Raw genomic sequence first — 19,257 nt, 5'->3', positions numbered from 1 at the left:
GGTGTCAAAAGTTTGATGATTGTTGGAAAAACCAACCCCAAAATACAGGATTTAGCCATTATTTAGTAGGTATCCCAGTAATAATATTTTTGCTAAAAACCGTAAATATTTTGAGATTTCAAAACTAAAAATCAAGCTTTTAAAACACATTTTACTTAAATAAGCTTGATAAAAGTAGTAGGATAGGTTCTTTATTCTTAAATGTCACTTCTGCCATAATTCTGATAGTCTAAAAGCATTTCTAATTTGACCTATTATCTTCAATCTATTCCCAAAACTAAAGATATAGCACTACGGAAATAGGGTGCGGACATTCCTTTATTTCCTATTCCCTTTTCACTAAAATTTATTGTCCTAACCAAAGAACCTACTGCTATATATATAAATAAATGTAGAGATGTAATATGCGACGACCAATAGGTATAGATTTATTTGCAGGTGCAGGAGGTATGACTCTAGGCTTTGAACAAGCAGGATTTGATATACTTGTTTCTGTAGAATTAGACCCCATTCACTGTGCCACTCATCAATTCAATTTTCCTTTTTGGCCAATATTATGTCGTAGTATAGTTGATATTACTGGAGATGAGATTAGACAGTTATCAAATATTAAAAATAAAGAAATTGATGTAATTTTTGGTGGTCCTCCCTGTCAAGGTTTTTCTCTGATAGGAAAACGCACCTTAGATGACCCACGCAATACACTTATAACTCACTTCATTCGATTAGTTTTAGAGTTAAAACCTAAATATTTTGTCATAGAAAATGTCAAGGGATTAACTGTAGGAAAACACAAATTTTTTCTTGAGGAAGTCATTGATAAATTCGATAAAAATGGTTATCAAATTCAGCAACCTTACCAAATTTTAAATGCTGTCAATTATGGCGTACCGCAAAATAGGGAAAGATTATTTTTAATAGGATGTCAAAAAGGTTTAATACTGCCAAATTATCCTCTGGCAATTACAAATATTTCTACCGATAAAAAATCAGAAAACTTGATAACTGTTACGGATGCAATAGGAGATTTACCGGAAGTAGAAAATTATCCAGAATTATTAGAAAGAGATTGGATAAAAGTAGAAAATGATTATGGTAAACCAAGCAAATATGCTAGAAAATTGCGTAATCTTGAACGTTTTGATAATGATTATTCTTATAAACGAGAATACGATCGAACAATATTAACCTCTAGTTTACGCACAAAACATACAGAAAAATCAAGAGAAAGATTTAATGCTACAGCACCGGGAAAAACTGAATCAGTAAGCCATTTTTATAGACTTAACCCTGATGGTATTTGTAACACACTCAGAGCAGGAACACCAAGTAGTAAAGGTGCATATACTTCTCCAAGACCAATACACCCATTTACACCCAGATGTATCACGGTTAGGGAAGCAGCAAGATTACATTCATACCCTGATTGGTTTAGATTTCATGTCACAAAATGGCATGGTTTTAGACAAGTTGGAAATTCAGTTCCACCCCTATTAGCAAAAGCAGTAGCTCAAGAAATTATTCATGTTTTAAATATTAAACCACTGCAACCTAGAGGAAAAAAAATTAAGTTAGAAAAATGGGAAAATTTAGAGTTTAATATGTCTATGGCTGCTAAAAAATATCAGGTAGACCGACATACTATTGCACCAAGAAGAAGAAAAAAATAATTAGTGGATACTATAATCAATCAAATTAACAAATAAACTCTGAACTAAATTTTAGGTATTTTCTGCACAACTATGTAATTAACTTCTATAACGACAAATTATATCATGTCCACTGGTATCCTTTGTGTAAATTCATGGGTGAATATCTACAGAAAAATTAAGTTTTTTCTTGCTCTTAAGCCTTCTTCCCTCTTCCCTCTTCCTTCTTCCTTCTTCCTTCTTCCTTCTTCCTTACCCTTACTTAATTAAAATCTGTTTGTGTAAAATCCTCATCTGTAAATTCATTCTTATCAAAAACATTAACTGTATCTATTTCTTTCCTAGATAACCCATCTATTTGCTTTGCAAACTTAGAAGCTAATTCCTTAGTATTAATTTGTAACTTTGGCCCTGAAATGCCCAATCGAATAATCATATTATCTATCACTGATGTCTGAATAATTGGCTCATCATCTACATAAGTACCATTAGCACCAAAATTAATCATCATCCAACCAGATGAATTTTGCCATAATTCTGCATGATGGCGAGAAACTACTGCACTATAAATTATTACATCATTATCACTTGCTCTACCTATGTGAATTAATGATTTTGATTCAAAGCTCCAATGTTGAATTGGAACTAATTGAGTTGGATGTAATAAAGCTAAAGTAATCACTTATAATAATTTATTTGACTATATTAAAATTATCTTTTCTGTGGCGGGATGAATAAACCACAGTGTCAATGAGGGTGCTGAAAATTATTTGGGGTTTGTAGACACAGAGTGTCCGGTCGTTAACTATACATAAGCAATTTTTCCTTCTGCCTTCTGCCTTCTGCCTTCTGCCTTCTTCAAGGGTGTATTTGTAAATCATCTGTACTTTTTTCTCGATCATCTTTTGAAATATTAGAGTTTTGTCCCCATTGTGACTTTACCCCATCAATTTTTTCTTTAGCTTCTGCTGTCACTTCTTGAATTTTGGTAGAAAAATCATTTGCAGTTTGCTTACTTTTTCTGGACTTTTTTTCTGTAGATTTACTTTGAAATTCCTCTACTTTTTGTTTAGCTTGCTCTGTAACAACTTGTGCTTTTTCTTGAGCTTGTTCTTTCACAACTTTAGCAGTTGCTTGAAAACCTACAAGTAATTTTTTTGCTTCACATTTTGCGATATTAATATGCTCTTTAGTTTTCACTAAATCTTCTTGTAAAAAATCTTGAACCAGACCTATTTTTTGAGTAACTCCTTCAGTATAACATTGAGGATTTTCTATAAAACTATTGACTACTATTACCCGTTTATTCCCTGCACTGGAAACTGCTTCTGGTGGCAATAAATAAATATTATTCAAAACACCTCGCCACCCATTAGATTTAAACAAATAATTAACTACTGCACCTGTTTTAATGTTGAGAAGGTATTCTACAATTAAGCCTACCTTATCTCCTGTATTAGTCCATACTTCATTTCCAATTATATTTACAGTATTATTGAATTTATCTAAACTTTCTTGTGCTGAGTCTCCATTAACTAGAGTAGCATCAGTGCCAATGGTCTCAATTTGTTTCCAAGCAAAAACTTTTTTCTGCTTACCAAAAATACCAGACTTACATATAAAACCTATGACTTGATGAGATTGAGTATTAAGGCACAATTGTTCTATTCGACCCTGGTCTTCAACTGTTTTTTTGTCAAGGACCAACCTCTTCAACAGTTGACTATGTTTCATTACTTCTGGTATTTTATTCATAAATTTTACTCCTAAAACATAATTTTGATAAATTTATTGAACAATTTAAGAAGGAAGTTAAGAAATAAATCACATTATTTTTGGTCGTAAATATAAATTAAATATCAATTAATTACTATAGTAATATTATTTGAGTTGTGATATATCCGATACTTTTAAGCAACAGGGAATACGGAATGTGAAACATCGAAGCAATAAAATTACAGCCCTTTGCACGACATTCTTGCTATAAATTAGAACTAACATAAATCAAACAAATTTTATGTTACTCAAAGAAAATTACTACTCAAAATAATTGGGTCTAAAACTCTGTATTTTAAGGCGAAATATTTTTGGAGTTTTGCTCAAAATCCCCCTGACAAAAATAATTTCTGTACGTCGCCAATCTGACAGCTACCTTATCTGAATTAGTTAAATTTTTGATTAAAAATATATTCAACATTTCAAGGTATTTTTGTATCTATAGTACGAGGGAATAAAAGCAAGATTCCCAAACTTTATTGGCTAGTAAATAAAACTTACAGCACTTTTTAGGAAGGGTGAGGTACAGTTTATTAATTCTCTTTTGCCTTTCGGAGCTGTTGCCTTTCGGAGCTGTTGCCTAAAGTCCTAAAATTTTGTACCTCACTAACTCCGAAACTGCTGTAATCTGAATTTATTACTCAAATAAATAATAATAAATTAAGTAAAATTAGCTAGAAAGATTTATCACAAAATTTCAGATAATTTATTCATAAACCTATTCATATTTCTTGATTCCCAAAGAATTGTTTTTGTTGATATTCAAGATATAAATATAGTTAGTCTAAATCATTTAGTTGCCTATAGTTTTGTTTTTGTTTAATACTAGATATTTCTAATTGTTTGTATAGGAGAAGGAAGAAGGAAGAATAAATAAGAAAAAGTCTTACTTGTCTGAGTTTTAAACTTTTGGACAGTCCTCACCTTGACTTCAACTACTATAATATAAACATATCAGTTTTTGCTTTGGAGCAAGTAAAATTCATGCTCGAGCAGCTTACTCAACTAACCTACTTGATAGATCTATTAATTAACTTATATAACAAATTGATACATCAATTAATAATTTCCCAATTATAATGATTATGTCTTAATTAAATATGATAACGACAAATTATCGAAATATAAAGAACTACATTATTATCTGAAATAACGCCAAATTTTAATGATATGTATAGTTCCCAAAGTCTAAAATTGGCCTAGCATATACTGAAGTGGATGTAGCGGTTTTAGCCTAACTACTTTTGCTATTGAATATTTTAGTAGAACACCTTTATAGAAGATATTAAACAATTTTTGATAATTAAAATTTTAAGTTACTTAGCTTCGTGTCTTCCTATATTTAGGAAGACCTTAAGCTGACGATTTTAATGACCCTAAAATCTAAAAATTGAGCTAAGAAATTTGAAATAGGAACGAAACTAAGTCTCCTTTGCCCAAAGATATCCGATCGCCTGGTCTCAATTTATGTCGATTTCCTCTTGCCAAAGAAGTATTATTGACATAAGTACCATTAGAACTACCTATATCCTCAATATAATAACTATCTCCCTCTATTCTAATATCAGCATGACTACGAGAAACTACCTCTGAATCAGGAAATCCAGAAACATCAATATCTGGTGGTACTCGGTCGTTAGGCTTACCTATGTGAATTACAGATAAATTAACTGGTAATTCAATATCTGTATCTGTTCTAATATGAAGTAACTTGGCAGACTGTTTTTGTAACTGGGTCTTGGCCGGAATTGGAGTTCCGACCGTAGGAGATGGAGAAGTTACTACAGGAGTACTAATAGCATTAATAGTTTGTAGGGGTTCCTCAGTAGGAACTGGATTATTAATGTTGCTAGATTTTTCTAAATTTGGTGTACCAGACACTACTATAGGTTCTGGAGTCACTAATGGATCTGGTGAATATAATTCAGGTATATCTTCTGAAGGCATACCTGCATCCGTACCAGATACTGGTGATACTATAGTTGGCATCACTGCTGGATCGGTTTGAGATAAAACTTGACCTTCCTCTATACCAGTACTAGCTTTCAAATCAAAGCCACATTGACCACAAAAGGCCGCATCAACTTGAACTGTTGACCCACAGCTAGGACAATTCATAGTTACAGGTAAGGGAGTATAGCAAGCTTCGCATTGTGTTGCTCCATCAGGATTCTGATGATTGCAATTCGGACAGACAATCATTGATCTACTCCTCGTTATCGGCAAGACGATCGAAACACCGACATAAGAATCATAATTATATTTAACTTTCAGATTCTATAGTAATCCTAATTCATTAGTATAGCTAATTTGACTACTCCCCTAGCTCTTACCAAAGGAATTTAGGTCTTTTCTTCGCTGACCAAAAATATATTCTTTGGGGACAAGTAATTATATTTCTTGATATTTATATAATCAAAACAATTACTAAGTATTAGGCTTTAGATAGTAGGTTTGTAGTAGAAAAAGATGAAGTATTCTATTACTTTCCTTCCCTCAGCCTAACACCTAACAGCTACAACCTACATCTTCAATAAAATACTAATTCTCCGAACAGGATTACCACAATCCTCAAGGCGAATATAGTGGTTGTTTACCTCATCTAAAATCCAACAATTTTGTTCTTACAAATATTTTTGAGGTTATATTACTGCTCAAATATTAACACCAGTTAGCAACCAATGTAGTTCCCCTTTCGGTTGAATCAGGCGACTAGGATATTTCATTTCATCCTCATTTTCTGCAAATACTCGATCCAATGCAGCTTGTTTATCTGCACCAGCAACTAGAAATATGACACAATGAGCTTGATTAATTAGTGGAGCTGTAAAAGTTAATCGCGGTTGGCCATCTTTATTCCCTACAGTAATGAGGCGATCGCTGATTTGCAAAGCATCTGTATGGGGAAATAAGGAAGCTGTATGGGCATCACCACCCATTCCCAGTAAAATCAAATCAAAACTAGGAAAATCTCCTGGTGAGACCTGAAAAAATTCTCGCAAATGAGCATCATGGCTTGAGGCATCAGCTTCAGGGTCTCCAGCTCCTGTAGGCATAGGATGAATATTTGTCGGTGGTATGGGCACTCGGTCTAACCAAGCTTGCCTAGCCATTTTTTGGTTACTATCTGAGTGGTCAGGATCTACATAGCGTTCATCGCCCCAGAAGACATGAATTTTATCCCAAGGTAGATTTTGAGTTGCTATGGACTCATAAAGGGGTTTTGGAGTATTACCACCTGCTAAAGCTATAGTACATTGGCCTCGTTGTGAAATGGCCTCTTGCATTTTAGCCAAGCAAATTTCTAAAGCTTGCTCGATTAACTCTTCTTTACTTTGTAGTAATTTAACCTGTTTGTTCATTTGACGTTTATTTGTGTTGTGCTAAAATATACTTACCCAAAAATATAATAATTTTTTGATAAATTTGGGCATCAAATTCATGCTACAGCGATTTTGATTTAGAAGTCAGTTTATCTCGTTACTTCAAATAATATTAGTATTTGCTTAAGGTATTTACGATCAGAAAATTTAGGTGGTAGAAGTTTAGTAATTAACAGTGGGAAAAAAGTTATTGAGCAATAAATTATAGTATGTCTGTTTATCAAAATAATTAGGTTTAAAACCCTACCTGTGAAGGCGAAATATTTTTGGAGCGAAGCTCAAATCCCCGTTACAAAAATAACTTCTAACTTCTGAGTTCTGACTTATGACTTGGTTAATGTTGCTCCCTTGATGAACCTTTTCCAGATTTTTAGTTCGATTACTAGACAATAAACAAAAGTTATTATTGGCTCCAACATATTATATTGGCCTAAAAAATTTCCTAATATCTGAAAAAATTCTAGTGTACGTCTCATAAATAAAATTTTCTAGTTATAACGAGATTAATGCCAGAGAAAAAACCATTAATAAAAAAACAAAACCTATGTCTAATCCCAAAAAATTACCTAATTCCATACGCTACTTTCGAGCCAGATTTCGTCATCTGACGAAACCCTTGGTTTGGGGGCCAATTGGTGTCGCTTCTTTAGTGCTATTATTTGCTTGGGAATTAACAGTCCATCCAGAATGGTTAGCCCTTGAAGATGATAATGATTCAGTAACAAGTGAAAATACTATCACCGAAAATTTATCTCCTGAAGAAATTTCTATCATGAGCGATATTGACAGTTCTTCGGTGTTAACAGAAGATTTAAAAGATTCTGAAAAGTCTCAATTTAATCCCTTAGTAGTTCCTCTGAAAAATTTACCAAATGAGCTAAAAGAAGAAAATAAAAATGAATCTGCTCCACAAAAAAAAGCTACAAAATCTCAAGCAAATTTAACGAACCCTCAAGCTAAAACAACAATTCCTAATATTCCTAATCAAAATCAATTAGACAGTTCTGAATTATTAACCTCTCCTCTGTTACGCAGTCTCAATGTATTAGACCAAAACAATCAGGAAGAAAAAAAGGAAAAACCTGCAAATCCCCTACAGAATGCTTTGGATGATTACCAGCGCTCTAAAAATCAATCTCAAACTTCCTCAAATTCTCAGTCTCAAAAAAATAATTTTAACCTCTCTCCCACTGAGATAAAACCTAGAGATATTAGACCTTCTCCTCTTCCTGGAATTTCAACATCCAACAGTTATCAATCTCCACAAAACAATAATTTGAATTCACCTTTACCACCGATAAATATTAATCAACCAAAACCTTATTATACAGATAGATCGGGTACGGCAAATCAAAACAATAACCCAAGCAATTTATCAGGGTATAACTATTCTCTTCAAGGGCAACCTACTAATCCAAATTTACCCCCATTGCCAAAAGTGCCTAATAATTTAGCTAATAATCAAAATGGAATAAATGGAGTTAACAATGGAAGAGTTCCTAACTATTATAGTAATCAAGGATCTCCGCAAAATCAGCAACAGCAATATAACTATGGAGTTAATCCTAGTCAGGTAAACCAAAACGTACCATCAAATCCTTCAAATGACCCTTTTTCTAGAAGTAATAATAATTTAAATCGTGGATATGGCGAACGTTGGGATAATCCTTTTAATTAGGGTTTGCGCTCAAAAGTCTTTTAGTAGGGGTAGGAGACAGGAGACAGGAGACAGGAGACAGGAGACAGGAGACAGGAGACAGGAGACAGGAGACAGGAAACAACCCACCCCTAACCCCTCCCAGGAGGGGAGAAATGGCTTGGGAGTGAGGAGGTAAGAGTAAGAATTGTCCCAAGATTGTTCTTCCCCACTATGGCCTAAAATACGCTCCTTTTTGAGCATAAAGAGCTGAAAACCAGGCACTTTTTTCTACCCCAAAAAGGCACTTGTCTGTATATGTCAATGCTTTTAGATTAGATCGCTAATAGCTGACTGCTTACTTAATTTGAGTAAGTTTCATCAACTCATTTTGAATACATGATGTTGTTCAATAATGAATAATTAATTAGGGTTTGCTGAAAAAGTCTTATGGGTGAGGGTAGGAGTCAGGAGTCAGGAGACAGGAGACAGGAGACAGGAGACAGGAGACAGGAGAAAACCCACCCCTAACCCCTCCCAGGAGGGGAGAAATGGGAATTATAGAGGAGTTAGTAGGAAGAATAGTCCCTTGATTTTTCTGCGCAACTATGCGCCTAAAATACGCTCTTTTTTGAACCATTACGACCTAAAAGCTTGGACTTTTTTTAACTAAAAAATGCTAAAGCATTTATACATCAACGCTTTGAGATTTAATCAGCAAACTCTAATTATTCATTATTCATTATTCATTATTCATTATTCATTATTAATAATTGCCTCTCCTGAAATTTGAGTGAATTTAATCAATTCATTTTTAATACATGATGTTGGTAATAATACTATTCTCTTACTTGTTAAAACAGTACAATTTTCAATTGTAACGGATAAGGCAGGAATCATATTTTGCTCTAGTTGATAAATAATTGTCTCTGCTAAATCATACTGACGAATTAGTTCTTTATCGGCTACATATCTAGGATTATAAGCTGTTAGATCGAGTAACCAAAAATCTATTCCATACTTCTGAATAAAATTATTAACCTCTTCTGGGTTAGAAGTATATTGAGCCTGAATTAAATCTTTTGCTCTTTGACTAAATTGAGCATAATATTCTGTATGGTAAGGCAAACTATATTCCTGAGCGACTAAGGTAGAACGTTGGGCAAAAGTAGGAAGATTATCTGATTCTTTAGATATGGAGGCAATTAATGTATCTTTCGGTTGTGCGAGTAAATATTCATATAATTCTATTTCTTTGCCTTTAACGTAGAATTGGTTATCTATAGTTAGGTCTTGGGAGAAAGGAATAATACTTAATATCGCTAATAATAAAATAGTGCAGCCTAAATATATTCTTTGTGGAAAATTTAAGCCATTTTCTAGCTGAGAAATAACTTGATTCAAATAACTATCCAACCATATTGTTAAAGCAATACCAGCAGCTATTGGTATCATTGCTCGCATACTATGATAAATATATCTGTTGGGAAAATGAAGCTGAAACAAAACAGCATGAGCTAGGAAAAATAACCCCATAGATGCTAGTAAAATTTGAACTAATATTTCTACTTTCAAAGAAACCTGTTTTGCCAGAGGAAATTTTTGACTTTTTCCGAGTATAAAAGGTAAAAATAATGAGGCGATCGCTAGTGGAGGTAAAAATCCTAAAAATAATATGCCGCTCCTCGGTCCTATTAGCCAAAAAATCAAAGGATTTTCGTGAAAAAAGAATGCTCTGCCATATTTACCATCAACATAATTAAAAATTGGTTGTAATTTAGCTTCCGCAGCAGTAATAATTGACCCGAATTCTGTAGCAGAAAACTTGTATGGTAGAAGTATAATTGCAGCAGTTATGATTGCTCCTAACCATAGCCAATAATTTAATCGGACTGAGGTAAATTTTAACCGTTTTTTATCGTAGGAAAATAGTCTGATAGTTAAGATAGTTACTGATAGTAAAACAGTGTGAGGATAAAAAACTGCTTGGATAGCGATCGCTACTAAAACGGGAAAGAAATAATTTCGGAGTAAGTAATATAAGAATGCTAAAAAAAGTGGATAGAAAAATGCTCTGGGAGTAGCAGAAACTAAGTCATCTTCCATCCATAAAGTTTGATTGAAAATCAATGAACTAAAAAAACCTGCGGCAGGAATAGGTAGAATTTGTAAACTTATTCCAAAACAGTAAATTGTCGAAATTAATCCGAGAAATATTGGTAATAATTTACCTAAAAAAATGGGGTCGATACCGAAAGATGTGATGAGTAAATAAAAAGTTTTATATCCCCACGGAGCTACTGATTGAAAATAGTCAGCGATGAAATCTTGAGGGAATAATTCTGCATCTAAAAAACGACGCATCCAAAATATATGTTGTCGAGCATCATCTTGGATTAAATATTCACTTTGGAAGGATATTTTGAGAGATTCAATACCATAAATTAAGATAATAGCTACACTTAAACCAAACCAGAATATCCAGCTTCGATTTATCAAATTTTGATGTAAGATTGAGAAAAATCTACTAATTCTTAATTTGGAGATTAAAGGATTTGTCATATTTGATTATAGATGAGCGATGTTGTCAGAAATGATATGACTGCCAATCATTATTTAGTCTGAATCATTTTTTCCAATTTATTGTAAGTTATTACTTTTGAATACATGACTTTTGACTTTTAACTTCATGATGGAGCTACTGATTGAAAATAGTCAGCAACGAAATCTTGAGGAAATAATTCTGCATCTAAAAAACGACGCATCCAAAATATATGTTGTCGTGCATCATCTTGGATAAAATATTCACTTTGGAAGGATACTTTGAGAGATTCAAAACCATAAATTAAGACAATAGCTAAACTTAAACCAAACCAGAATATCCAGCTTCGATTTATCAAATTTTTATGTAATATTGATAAAAATCTACTAATTCTTAATCTGGATATTAAAGGATTTGTCATATTTGATTATAGATGAGCGATGTTGTCAGAAATGATATGACTGCCAATCATTATTTAGTCTGAATCATTTTTCTAATTTATTGTAAGTTATTACTTTTGAATGCATGACTTTTGACTTTTAACTTCATTATGGAGCTACTGATTGAAAATAGTCAGCAATGAAATCTTGAGGAAATAATTCTGCATCTAAAAACGACGCATCCAAAATATATGTTGTCGTGCATCATCTTGGATAAAATATTCACTTTGGAAGGATACTTTGAGAGATTCAAAACCATAAATTAAGACAATAGCTAAACTTAAACCAAACCAAAATATCCAGCTTCGATTTATCAAATTTTTATGTAAAATCGATAAAAATCTACTAATTCTTAATTTGGATATTAAAGGATTTGACATATTTGATTATAGATTAGCGACGTTATAAGACATAATATGATTGCCAATCGTTGTTTAGTCTGAATCATTTTTTCCAATTTATTGTAAGTTATTACTTTTGACTTCATTAATGAAATCTTGAGGAAATAATTCTGCATCTAAAAACGACGCATCCAAAATATATGTTGTCGTGCATCATCTTGGATAAAATATTCACTTTGGAAGGATACTTTTAGAGATTCAAAACCATAAATTAAGACAATAGCTAAACTTAAACCAAACCAAAATATCCAGCTTCGATTTATCAAATTTTTATGTAAAATCGATAAAAATCTACTAATTCTTAATTTGGATATTAAAGGATTTGTCATATTTGATTATAGATTAGCGACGTTATAAGACATAATATGATTGCCAATCGTTGTTTAGTCTGAATCATTTTTTCCAATTTATTGTAAGTTATTACTTTTGACTTCATTAATGAAATCTTGAAGAAATAATACTGCAGTAATAATAGCTGCATTAATAGCAGCAATTGGTCAATACTGTAGTCAATCAAATGCTACTAAAGAGATAAAATTGCTTCAGGAATTAGGGAATAAAAGAATAGAATGTACAAGCAATGGTCAACTTTGTACACCTCGTCGCGAAGAACAAATAGAAGTAAAGGAAGATGGAATATTATACGCTGAATATATCGTCCCTCCTGGTCATTGTGGTCCGATTATAATCTATTTCTATGTTGATAACAGACTCAAAGGACGTGAAGAATATCAGATAGATAATTATAAATCTGTAAAAAAGGATCTAGGTTTTATTACAAAAGGAACCCATACTTTAGCATTAGAAGCAAAAGGAGTAACAGGTGGTTGTAATAAAGGAAAATTAAATTCTTGGGGAGGGGCAGTGAATCTTCACATATTACCAGACCCACCTATATTTTGCAGGTCTTAGCAAAAAGCTACAATATTTTAGATTAACCTAGTTTCATATAAATCATAGTCTTCAGAGCAGAGTCTTTCAGTGCTACTTCTATCAATAAATAAATGACATGAAAAAAAATCGTACCAAAGAATAACAAGATAGGTAAATGTTACTTGAATTACCCTTAATCTTTAATTGCTCAAGATTTGCATACCCTACTTTTAACTATCAACATAGTTTAGTCTAAAACCCTACCTTTTAATCAGTTATTAGTTAAATTTTTTGTTTTTTTTTCTGGTTTGAGCAAAATAATAAAAATCAAGTAATAATTGAACTTCTAAGTTCTGAATTCATACTTAAGAAATTCCTGTTACAAAAACAACTTCTGACTTCTGAATTCTGACTTCTGAATTCATTAACGAGAGGCTCTTACTAACAATAATACAGCCACTCCAAAACCTAGAAAATTGGGTAGCCATCCAGCCAAAAAAGGAGTCAAAACCTCTTTTTGCCCCATTGCTCCTGTCAGAAAAGAAAGTAAATAGTAGCCGAAAATAATTATCACACTAATACCAAAGCTAGTACCTCTATTGGCATTTCTTTGAGGTCTAATTCCTAAAGCTGCTCCTACTAAACCCAGAACCAAACACACAAAAGGTACAGCAAATTTTTGTTGAATTCTGACCTGAGTTTTAACAATTTTCCGATGATTTCCACTCAGTCGCATTAACTCCAAATATTCATAAGATTGAGGAATATTCATCTGTTGATAAGTACGTCTCTTACCTGCTAAATCTAAAGGCGCCGTAGAAAGTTTTAATTCTTGATGGTCAAACTTAACAATATTACGGTAGGAACCATCTGGAGATACAATATAAATAGTCCCATTAAATAAGTCCCAAATATTTTCTGCTGGATTCCAAGTTGCTGACTCAGAAGACACAATTTGGTCAACCCCATATTGGGAACGATCTATAATAGTTACTCCCTTCATATACTTACCATCAAACTTTTCGGCATAGAATAAACGAGTCAAGGTATCTTCCTTGCTTCCGTCTGGCCGCTCAACTTTGCCAAATTCTGGATAGAAAATATTTTCTTCCCGAAAAGGAGGATCTTCTCGGTCTAGAGTTCTTTCTAAAGTCAGAGATGCTTGATAATTAGCATTAGGTACAATTACCTCATTTAGGGCAAAAGTTAAACCAGTTACCGTCAGACTGACTATGACCACAGGTACCACCATTCGATAGACGCTAATGCCACAACTACGGAGAGCAACTATCTCACTATTGCTAGACATCTGACTGTAAACCATGAGAGTAGATAGCACCATTGCCATCGGGAATGCCAAACCAATAAATTCTGGCATTTTTAATAGAAATACCTGAAGAGCAATAGAAATAGGTAGTCCAGATTCTGTAACTTTTCGGACTAACTCAAACATTGCCCCTACTGTTACCCCGATAGATGAAAATAATCCTACACCAAAGAGAAATGGCCCAATTAATTCTGTAATGATGTAGCGGTCCATGACTGAAATTTTGGGTTCCAGTCTTTGTAGGAAGAATAAAGATTTTGAGATACTGCGCTCCATATAGTTCAGATTTAAGGTCGAGTCTACAATTAAGAATTGAAAGCTAGTGTCGCTATGCAGAAGTCAAAAGTCGTAGGGGCGAATGGCATTGGCTAGCGCCAAGCTCCGCTAACGCCCTCAAAAGTATTGATTTGTAATTGTTTTTGGATTTTGTAACCAGTTATTTCCGCCATTCTGCACTAGGTTGGCTTTTTAATTTTGCCCCGATTAATAGAGGTGTTTTAGGATATTATTTAAGGTTAACTTAATCTGAATAAAAGTGCTGAAGCTGAGAAGTTGTCAAAATGCACTACCATGATAATGCAGCACCATGTTTATTGTTGGGTTGTCCTGCTCGCGTAATAGTGAAGATATATATTTTTTAATTTCTTCCCCTCCTGGGAGGGGTTAGGGGTGGGTCCCCACACTCTCCACACTGTATCTAGCATTATTCTGCACCACCACCTATTGTTGCTCGGTAGTATCAGTTTCAAAGTTAACTCCTTCGTATAAAACTTCAATAGCAGAAGTAAATTCAATACTGGATAATGTAATTGACTCTCCTTCTGTATATGCAGAATAATGCCAAATTTTTCCCTCGCTACGTTGATAAATTTCTACAGATATTGATACAGATATTGATTTTGAGTCTACTAAAACATATTCTTGCAAACTGGGAATTTGACGATAATATTTAAACTTATCGCCGCGATCATATTTTTCCGTACTGGGGGAAAGAATTTCAATAATTACTGTAGGATGTTCGATAAAGTCATGAGATTTTAAATCGTCAGCATTGCAAGTAATAACTAGATCGGGTTAACGAAGTCAGAAGTCAGAAGTCAGAAGTTATTTTTGTAACGGGGATTTGAGCAACTCTCCAAAAATATTACGCCTTAAAAGGCGGGGTTTTAGACCCATATTATTTTGATAAAAATAACGACTATTTTTACCATCCTTAACTTTCACCTCTAACAGATTAATTCGACAACTTTTTTGATGAACAGAGGGATATAAAGTACTACATAAATTGAGAACAATATCATTATAAGGAATAGTTTCTCTTGTCATAGGTAAAATTTTTCCATCTATATATTCATGGCGAAATTCTTGTTTAGCTTCCCATTCTAGGTACTCTTCAGGGGTCATTTTTTGATAATCTTGGGGTTGAGCGATCATAATTTCTTTTAGTTAAATTAATTGCTTATATATTATCATTAAATCTGCTATAATTGCTATTATTGTTATAATTACTGTAAATAATTATCAAAAAAAATATGGCTTAAATTACTATATATGAAACAAAATTGAAAGAATTGTTGAAAGTAGCAATTATGGAGTTACTGCAAGAAAAACAAGAGTGATTTTATGAATTTTTAGCAGATTTATTAGAAGATATTTTAATGGAAAAAACTATTCAAGAAGGTGAAAATACTGAAATAGTTAGTCGGGAACAAATCTTCAAAATTCTCAAGAAAAAGCTATGAATGTTGAGTTTAGAAAAAGCCCCCTAAATCCCCCAATTTTGGGGGAATTTTACCAGCTAATGGATTCTTGTTCCCCCCAATTATGGGGGGCTAGGGGGGCAAAATTCAGTATTAAACAACTTTGTCAGATATCCTCTAACGAAAATTAGAAATATAAAAAAGTTAAAAGGTGAGGCAGAATACTATCGGATTAGAGTAGGAAATTATCGATTGGGTATTAAAGTTAATGATGGTATAGTCTCTTTCATTAGCATACTTCACCGAAAAAAAAAATTACAGATATTTTCCTTAACTTTTCTAGAGCGATCGCTTTCTTCAAAAGTGAGGTAATTAACAGAATCTAGTAGGTTGGGTTGAGGAACGAAACCCAACAATAGACCTCTCCAAAAATCAAATCTGGAGATGTCTAATATCATGTCCGGTTGAAAATTTATAAATAATTAAGGAGGAGTCAACCCACTCCTAACTCCTCCCAGGAGGGTAAGTAATGTACCAGGAGAAAGAAGTGTTTTTATTACTAATTATCCGGACATAATATAATAATAAAACTTTGTTGGGTTTATCCTACGGATAAGCTCCGCTAACACTTCGTTCTACCCAACCTACATTGGAATAGTTTAGAATATTATCTAAGTAATTAACTTAATCTGAGTCTAATTTTAGGAAGCTGAAAATTATGGAACCTATTACTATTGTAATGGCGCTAGCTGCTGTATTGGGGACAAAAGCTTTGGAAAAAACAGGAGAAAATATTGGGCAGGTGGTCTGGGATAAAAGTGCTAAGTTGATGAAATATTTGAAACAAGAATCTCCCGATACTGTGACGGCTATTGAACAAGTTTCCGAGCAACCTTTGGATTATTGTCAGGCCATTTTGGAAATGCTGGGGGCAGCAACTAATCCTGATGTAGCTCAGACAATGGAGGAATTAGCAGCAGCAACAAAAGCTAATCCTCATCCTAAAATCAATGAGGTTTCAGAAGAAATAGAAAAAATCCTAAATTTTCAGCAGCAGACGAAGGCGAAATTGTATGGTCAGTTGGTGGAACAGTTTTATTGCTCGAAGAGCGATCGCTTTCCAATTGAGAAAAGTAAGCGACGGGAATTAAATTTGGCGTTGGGTAGGTTGGCGAAAGAGGATATTGATTCTAGTGGCGATCGCTCCCCGTTGCGCAAAGATTTTATTGAGAAGATATTGGGAAATGCTGATGATGAAAATTCTCTGTTTTATCTGGCGTTGCAAATTGGCTGGCTGAATAATGTGGGGGTGGCAGTAGAGTCGCCCACTGAAAAAGTGTATGCTTTTTTTCATCTCACGTTTGAGGAATATTTTGCTGCTTTGGCGATCGATGATTGGGATTTTTTCTTGCCTCGCACCCACAAAAATAAACCTGTGAAGGGTAAACGTTACCGAATTTTTGAGCCGCAGTGGAAGCAGGTGATTTTGTTGTGGTTGGGGCGAGAGGATATTAAGAAGGAAGAGAAAGAGGGATTTATTATAGCTTTAACTAACTTTAAGGATGGGTGTCGCAACTTTTTGATAAGGACAGTAGATAGAGGTTTTTATGAAAATATGGCTTATTTTCTTGCTGCTGATGGAATTGCTGAATTTCGCAAATGCAGCCAAAGTGATCAAATAGTCAAGAAAGTAGTTGATTGGGGTAATAATGAAATTAAAACAGAAACTCAGGCTGTTTTACTAAGTACCCAAAATGTCAATAAATATCTCCAGAAAAAGTCATCAAAATCTTACTCCGCAGTTAATCCAGCATTAATTAGTCCAGCATTTTTTTGGAGTCCTTATGAGGGTTTGATTGATATTTCCCTGCAATTGTTGAGGTCTGCTTCTGATGATCATATGCGCTTGTTAATAGCAGAAAACTTAGGGAAAGCTGGCATGGGTAACGAGAAAGCGATTAATGGTTTAGTACAATTGTTGGAGTCTACTGATTCTAATAACATTCGCAGGCAAGCAGCATCAAGCTTAGGGCAAATTGGCACGGGCAATGAGAAAGCGATTAATGCTTTGGTGCAATTGTTGGAGTCTACTTCTGACGCTCAGACTCGCAGGCAAGCAGTATCAAGCTTAGGTCAAATTGACCCCAGCAATGAATATGTGATTAATGCTTTAGTGCAATTGTTGGAGTCTACCTCCGACGCTCAGACTCGTATGCAAGCAGCATCAAGCTTAGGGCAAATTGGTACAGGTAATGAATATGTGATTAATGCTTTAGTGCAATTGTTGAAGTCTACCTCCGACGCTCAGACTCGTATGCAAGCAGCATCAAGCTTAGGGCAAATTGGTACAGGTAATGAGAATGCGATTAACGCTTTAGTGCAATTGTTGGAGTCTACCTCCGACGCTCAGACTTGTATGCAAGCAGCATCAAGCTTAGGGCAAATTGACCCCAGCAATGAATATGCGATTAATGCTTTAGTGCAGTTTTTGGGGTCTACTTCTGATGCAGAGATTCGTAGGCAAGCAGCAGAAACTTTAGGGAAAATCTTAGCAGAAGAGAAGATGGCAGAAGTCGTCACATCCTTAAAAGGCTACTTATCAGCAAAAGGTGACAGAGATAGTAGCGATCGCTCCAAGGAATGCTACAAAGTAATCTGGAATTGTGCCCAAACTCTCCCCTACCCAGAATTTTATCAAGCTTGGCATTCTTCATCTAAGGTGAAAAAAACTCGTTGATTATTATAGTTAAGATTGGTACAGTGGTAGTGGGTGAAATTGTTAGTTTATGGATTAACATTTAGATTAAAAATTGAAAGGAGGTATCATTCATTATGTCTCAAGAATTATTAAATGAGTTAATCAGTAAATCAGAAGAGTTAAACATTGAAGAAAAACTTCAATTAATGCGTTATTTATCAAATAATCTTCAAATAAATGATGATTCAACCCCTAAAACTCGGCGTAAATGGCGTGACATTCAAGGAAAAGCAACTTATCCATTAGTAGGAGAAGATGCTCAAGAATGGGTTTCTCGAACTCGTCAAGAAGCCACAGAAAACCGTGAAAAAATTATCCGCAATAATTATGAAAATTAATAATGTCATTCAAGGGGTTAGGCAACTATTTTTAGATACTGCGCCAATTATTTACTATGTAGAAAATCACCCCAATTATTATCAACTAACTGAAGCTATTTTTGATGGAATAGATGAAGGTTTACTTTTGGGAGTTACTTCTACAATCACTTTGTCTGAGTGTTTAGTACATCCTTACAAATTAGGGTTAATAGCACTTGCTCAGGATTTTATTGATTTAATTGTTTATGGAGAAAATATTAACTTTATACTCATTGATGAAGACATCGGCAAGTTGGCGGCGCAAATTAAGAGCAAAGTATAATTTATCATTAACTGATTCTTTACAAATTGCTGTTGCTATTCAATCAAAATTTGAGGCTTTTTTAACCAATGATTTACAGTTAAAAGGAAGAAATTCCTCTGGAGATAATGACGACATTGGTTGAATAATT

The 19,257-nt window shown here is 33.9% G+C and carries 17 protein-coding genes and 1 pseudogene; 7 read left to right on the top strand and 11 right to left on the bottom strand.

The genetic code is table 11. The features are described 5' to 3' along the window. Positions 1–404 precede the first annotated feature (404 nt). A complete protein-coding gene (locus tag F6K15_RS07485) occupies positions 405–1,670 on the top strand; it encodes a DNA cytosine methyltransferase (RefSeq protein WP_293059151.1) in 1,266 nt (421 codons plus the stop codon). Between the two features lie 241 nt (positions 1,671–1,911). Here F6K15_RS07485 and F6K15_RS07480 read toward each other — a convergent pair whose 3' ends face one another. The 5 genes from F6K15_RS07480 to pgl form a co-directional block, all read right to left on the bottom strand. Further along, a complete protein-coding gene (locus F6K15_RS07480; RefSeq protein WP_293059148.1) occupies positions 1,912–2,331 on the bottom strand; it encodes an FHA domain-containing protein in 420 nt (139 codons plus the stop codon). Positions 2,332–2,341: 10 nt separating this feature from the next. Then, positions 2,342–2,530: a hypothetical protein gene (locus F6K15_RS07475; protein WP_293059145.1), complete on the bottom strand. Its 189-nt coding sequence runs from the start codon at positions 2,528–2,530 to the stop codon at positions 2,342–2,344. Beyond that, entirely contained in the window at positions 2,508–3,404 is an 897-nt protein-coding gene (locus tag F6K15_RS07470; protein ID WP_293059142.1) for a PRC-barrel domain-containing protein, read from the bottom strand. Before F6K15_RS07470 ends, F6K15_RS07475 begins: the two co-directional genes overlap by 23 nt. 1,416 nt (positions 3,405–4,820) lie before the next feature. Further along, on the bottom strand, positions 4,821–5,627 hold the full coding sequence (locus tag F6K15_RS07465; RefSeq protein WP_293059139.1) for an FHA domain-containing protein: 807 nt from the start codon (positions 5,625–5,627) through the stop codon (positions 4,821–4,823). Positions 5,628–6,079: 452 nt separating this feature from the next. Then, the gene (gene pgl, locus F6K15_RS07460) at positions 6,080–6,787 is read right to left on the bottom strand and encodes a 6-phosphogluconolactonase (RefSeq protein ID WP_293059136.1); all 708 of its coding nucleotides are present in this window, start codon (positions 6,785–6,787) and stop codon (positions 6,080–6,082) included. 565 nt (positions 6,788–7,352) lie between these two features. Here pgl and F6K15_RS07455 point away from each other — a divergent pair. Beyond that, positions 7,353–8,486: a hypothetical protein gene (locus F6K15_RS07455; protein ID WP_293059133.1), complete on the top strand. Its 1,134-nt coding sequence runs from the start codon at positions 7,353–7,355 to the stop codon at positions 8,484–8,486. Between the two features lie 714 nt (positions 8,487–9,200). On the opposite strand, the gene F6K15_RS07450 is transcribed toward F6K15_RS07455, so the two are convergent. From F6K15_RS07450 to F6K15_RS07435, 4 genes are all read right to left on the bottom strand, one after another. Continuing rightward, entirely contained in the window at positions 9,201–11,006 is a 1,806-nt protein-coding gene (locus F6K15_RS07450; RefSeq protein WP_293059130.1) for a hypothetical protein, read from the bottom strand. Between the two features lie 125 nt (positions 11,007–11,131). Then, positions 11,132–11,407, bottom strand: coding sequence for a hypothetical protein (locus F6K15_RS07445; RefSeq protein ID WP_293059415.1), 276 nt, complete (start codon positions 11,405–11,407; stop codon positions 11,132–11,134). Between the two features lie 186 nt (positions 11,408–11,593). Further along, positions 11,594–11,806 carry a hypothetical protein gene (locus tag F6K15_RS07440; RefSeq protein WP_375341049.1) on the bottom strand — a complete coding sequence of 71 codons (213 nt, stop codon included), beginning with the start codon at positions 11,804–11,806 and terminating at the stop codon, positions 11,594–11,596. Between the two features lie 137 nt (positions 11,807–11,943). Further along, complete coding sequence (locus tag F6K15_RS07435) at positions 11,944–12,156, bottom strand: hypothetical protein (RefSeq protein ID WP_293059127.1); 213 nt, start codon at positions 12,154–12,156, stop codon at positions 11,944–11,946. A gap of 208 nt (positions 12,157–12,364) precedes the next feature. Between F6K15_RS07435 and F6K15_RS07430 the strand changes: the two genes are divergently transcribed. Next, positions 12,365–12,739: a hypothetical protein gene (locus tag F6K15_RS07430; protein WP_293059124.1), complete on the top strand. Its 375-nt coding sequence runs from the start codon at positions 12,365–12,367 to the stop codon at positions 12,737–12,739. Between the two features lie 385 nt (positions 12,740–13,124). Here the strand turns inward: F6K15_RS07430 and F6K15_RS07425 are convergent, their stop codons facing one another. Together F6K15_RS07425 and F6K15_RS07420 are read right to left on the bottom strand one after the other, a co-directional pair. Then, on the bottom strand, positions 13,125–14,303 hold the full coding sequence (locus tag F6K15_RS07425; protein ID WP_293059074.1) for an LptF/LptG family permease: 1,179 nt from the start codon (positions 14,301–14,303) through the stop codon (positions 13,125–13,127). 444 nt (positions 14,304–14,747) lie between these two features. Continuing rightward, positions 14,748–15,431, bottom strand: a pseudogene (locus tag F6K15_RS07420) (Uma2 family endonuclease). Between the two features lie 1,014 nt (positions 15,432–16,445). On the opposite strand from F6K15_RS07420, the gene F6K15_RS07415 reads away from it, so the two are divergent. The 4 genes from F6K15_RS07415 (at position 16,446) to F6K15_RS07400 (ending at position 19,251) form a co-directional block, all read left to right on the top strand. Further along, positions 16,446–18,464, top strand: coding sequence for a HEAT repeat domain-containing protein (locus F6K15_RS07415; protein WP_293059071.1), 2,019 nt, complete (start codon positions 16,446–16,448; stop codon positions 18,462–18,464). A 95-nt stretch (positions 18,465–18,559) separates the two neighbouring features. Then, on the top strand, positions 18,560–18,823 hold the full coding sequence (locus F6K15_RS07410) for a hypothetical protein (protein WP_293059068.1): 264 nt from the start codon (positions 18,560–18,562) through the stop codon (positions 18,821–18,823). After that, complete coding sequence (locus F6K15_RS07405; protein WP_293059065.1) at positions 18,813–19,127, top strand: hypothetical protein; 315 nt, start codon at positions 18,813–18,815, stop codon at positions 19,125–19,127. The genes F6K15_RS07410 and F6K15_RS07405 overlap by 11 nt, the downstream gene beginning before the upstream one ends. Beyond that, entirely contained in the window at positions 19,081–19,251 is a 171-nt protein-coding gene (locus tag F6K15_RS07400) for a hypothetical protein (RefSeq protein ID WP_293059062.1), read from the top strand. Before F6K15_RS07405 ends, F6K15_RS07400 begins: the two co-directional genes overlap by 47 nt. Positions 19,252–19,257: the final 6 nt, after the last annotated feature.

This window comes from Okeania sp. SIO2B3 (genome assembly GCF_010672525.1).
Classification (GTDB): Bacteria; Cyanobacteriota; Cyanobacteriia; order Cyanobacteriales; family Microcoleaceae; genus Okeania.
Note: the sequence above shows the minus strand (reverse complement) of the source record. Positions and strands in the feature narration are given on the sequence as shown.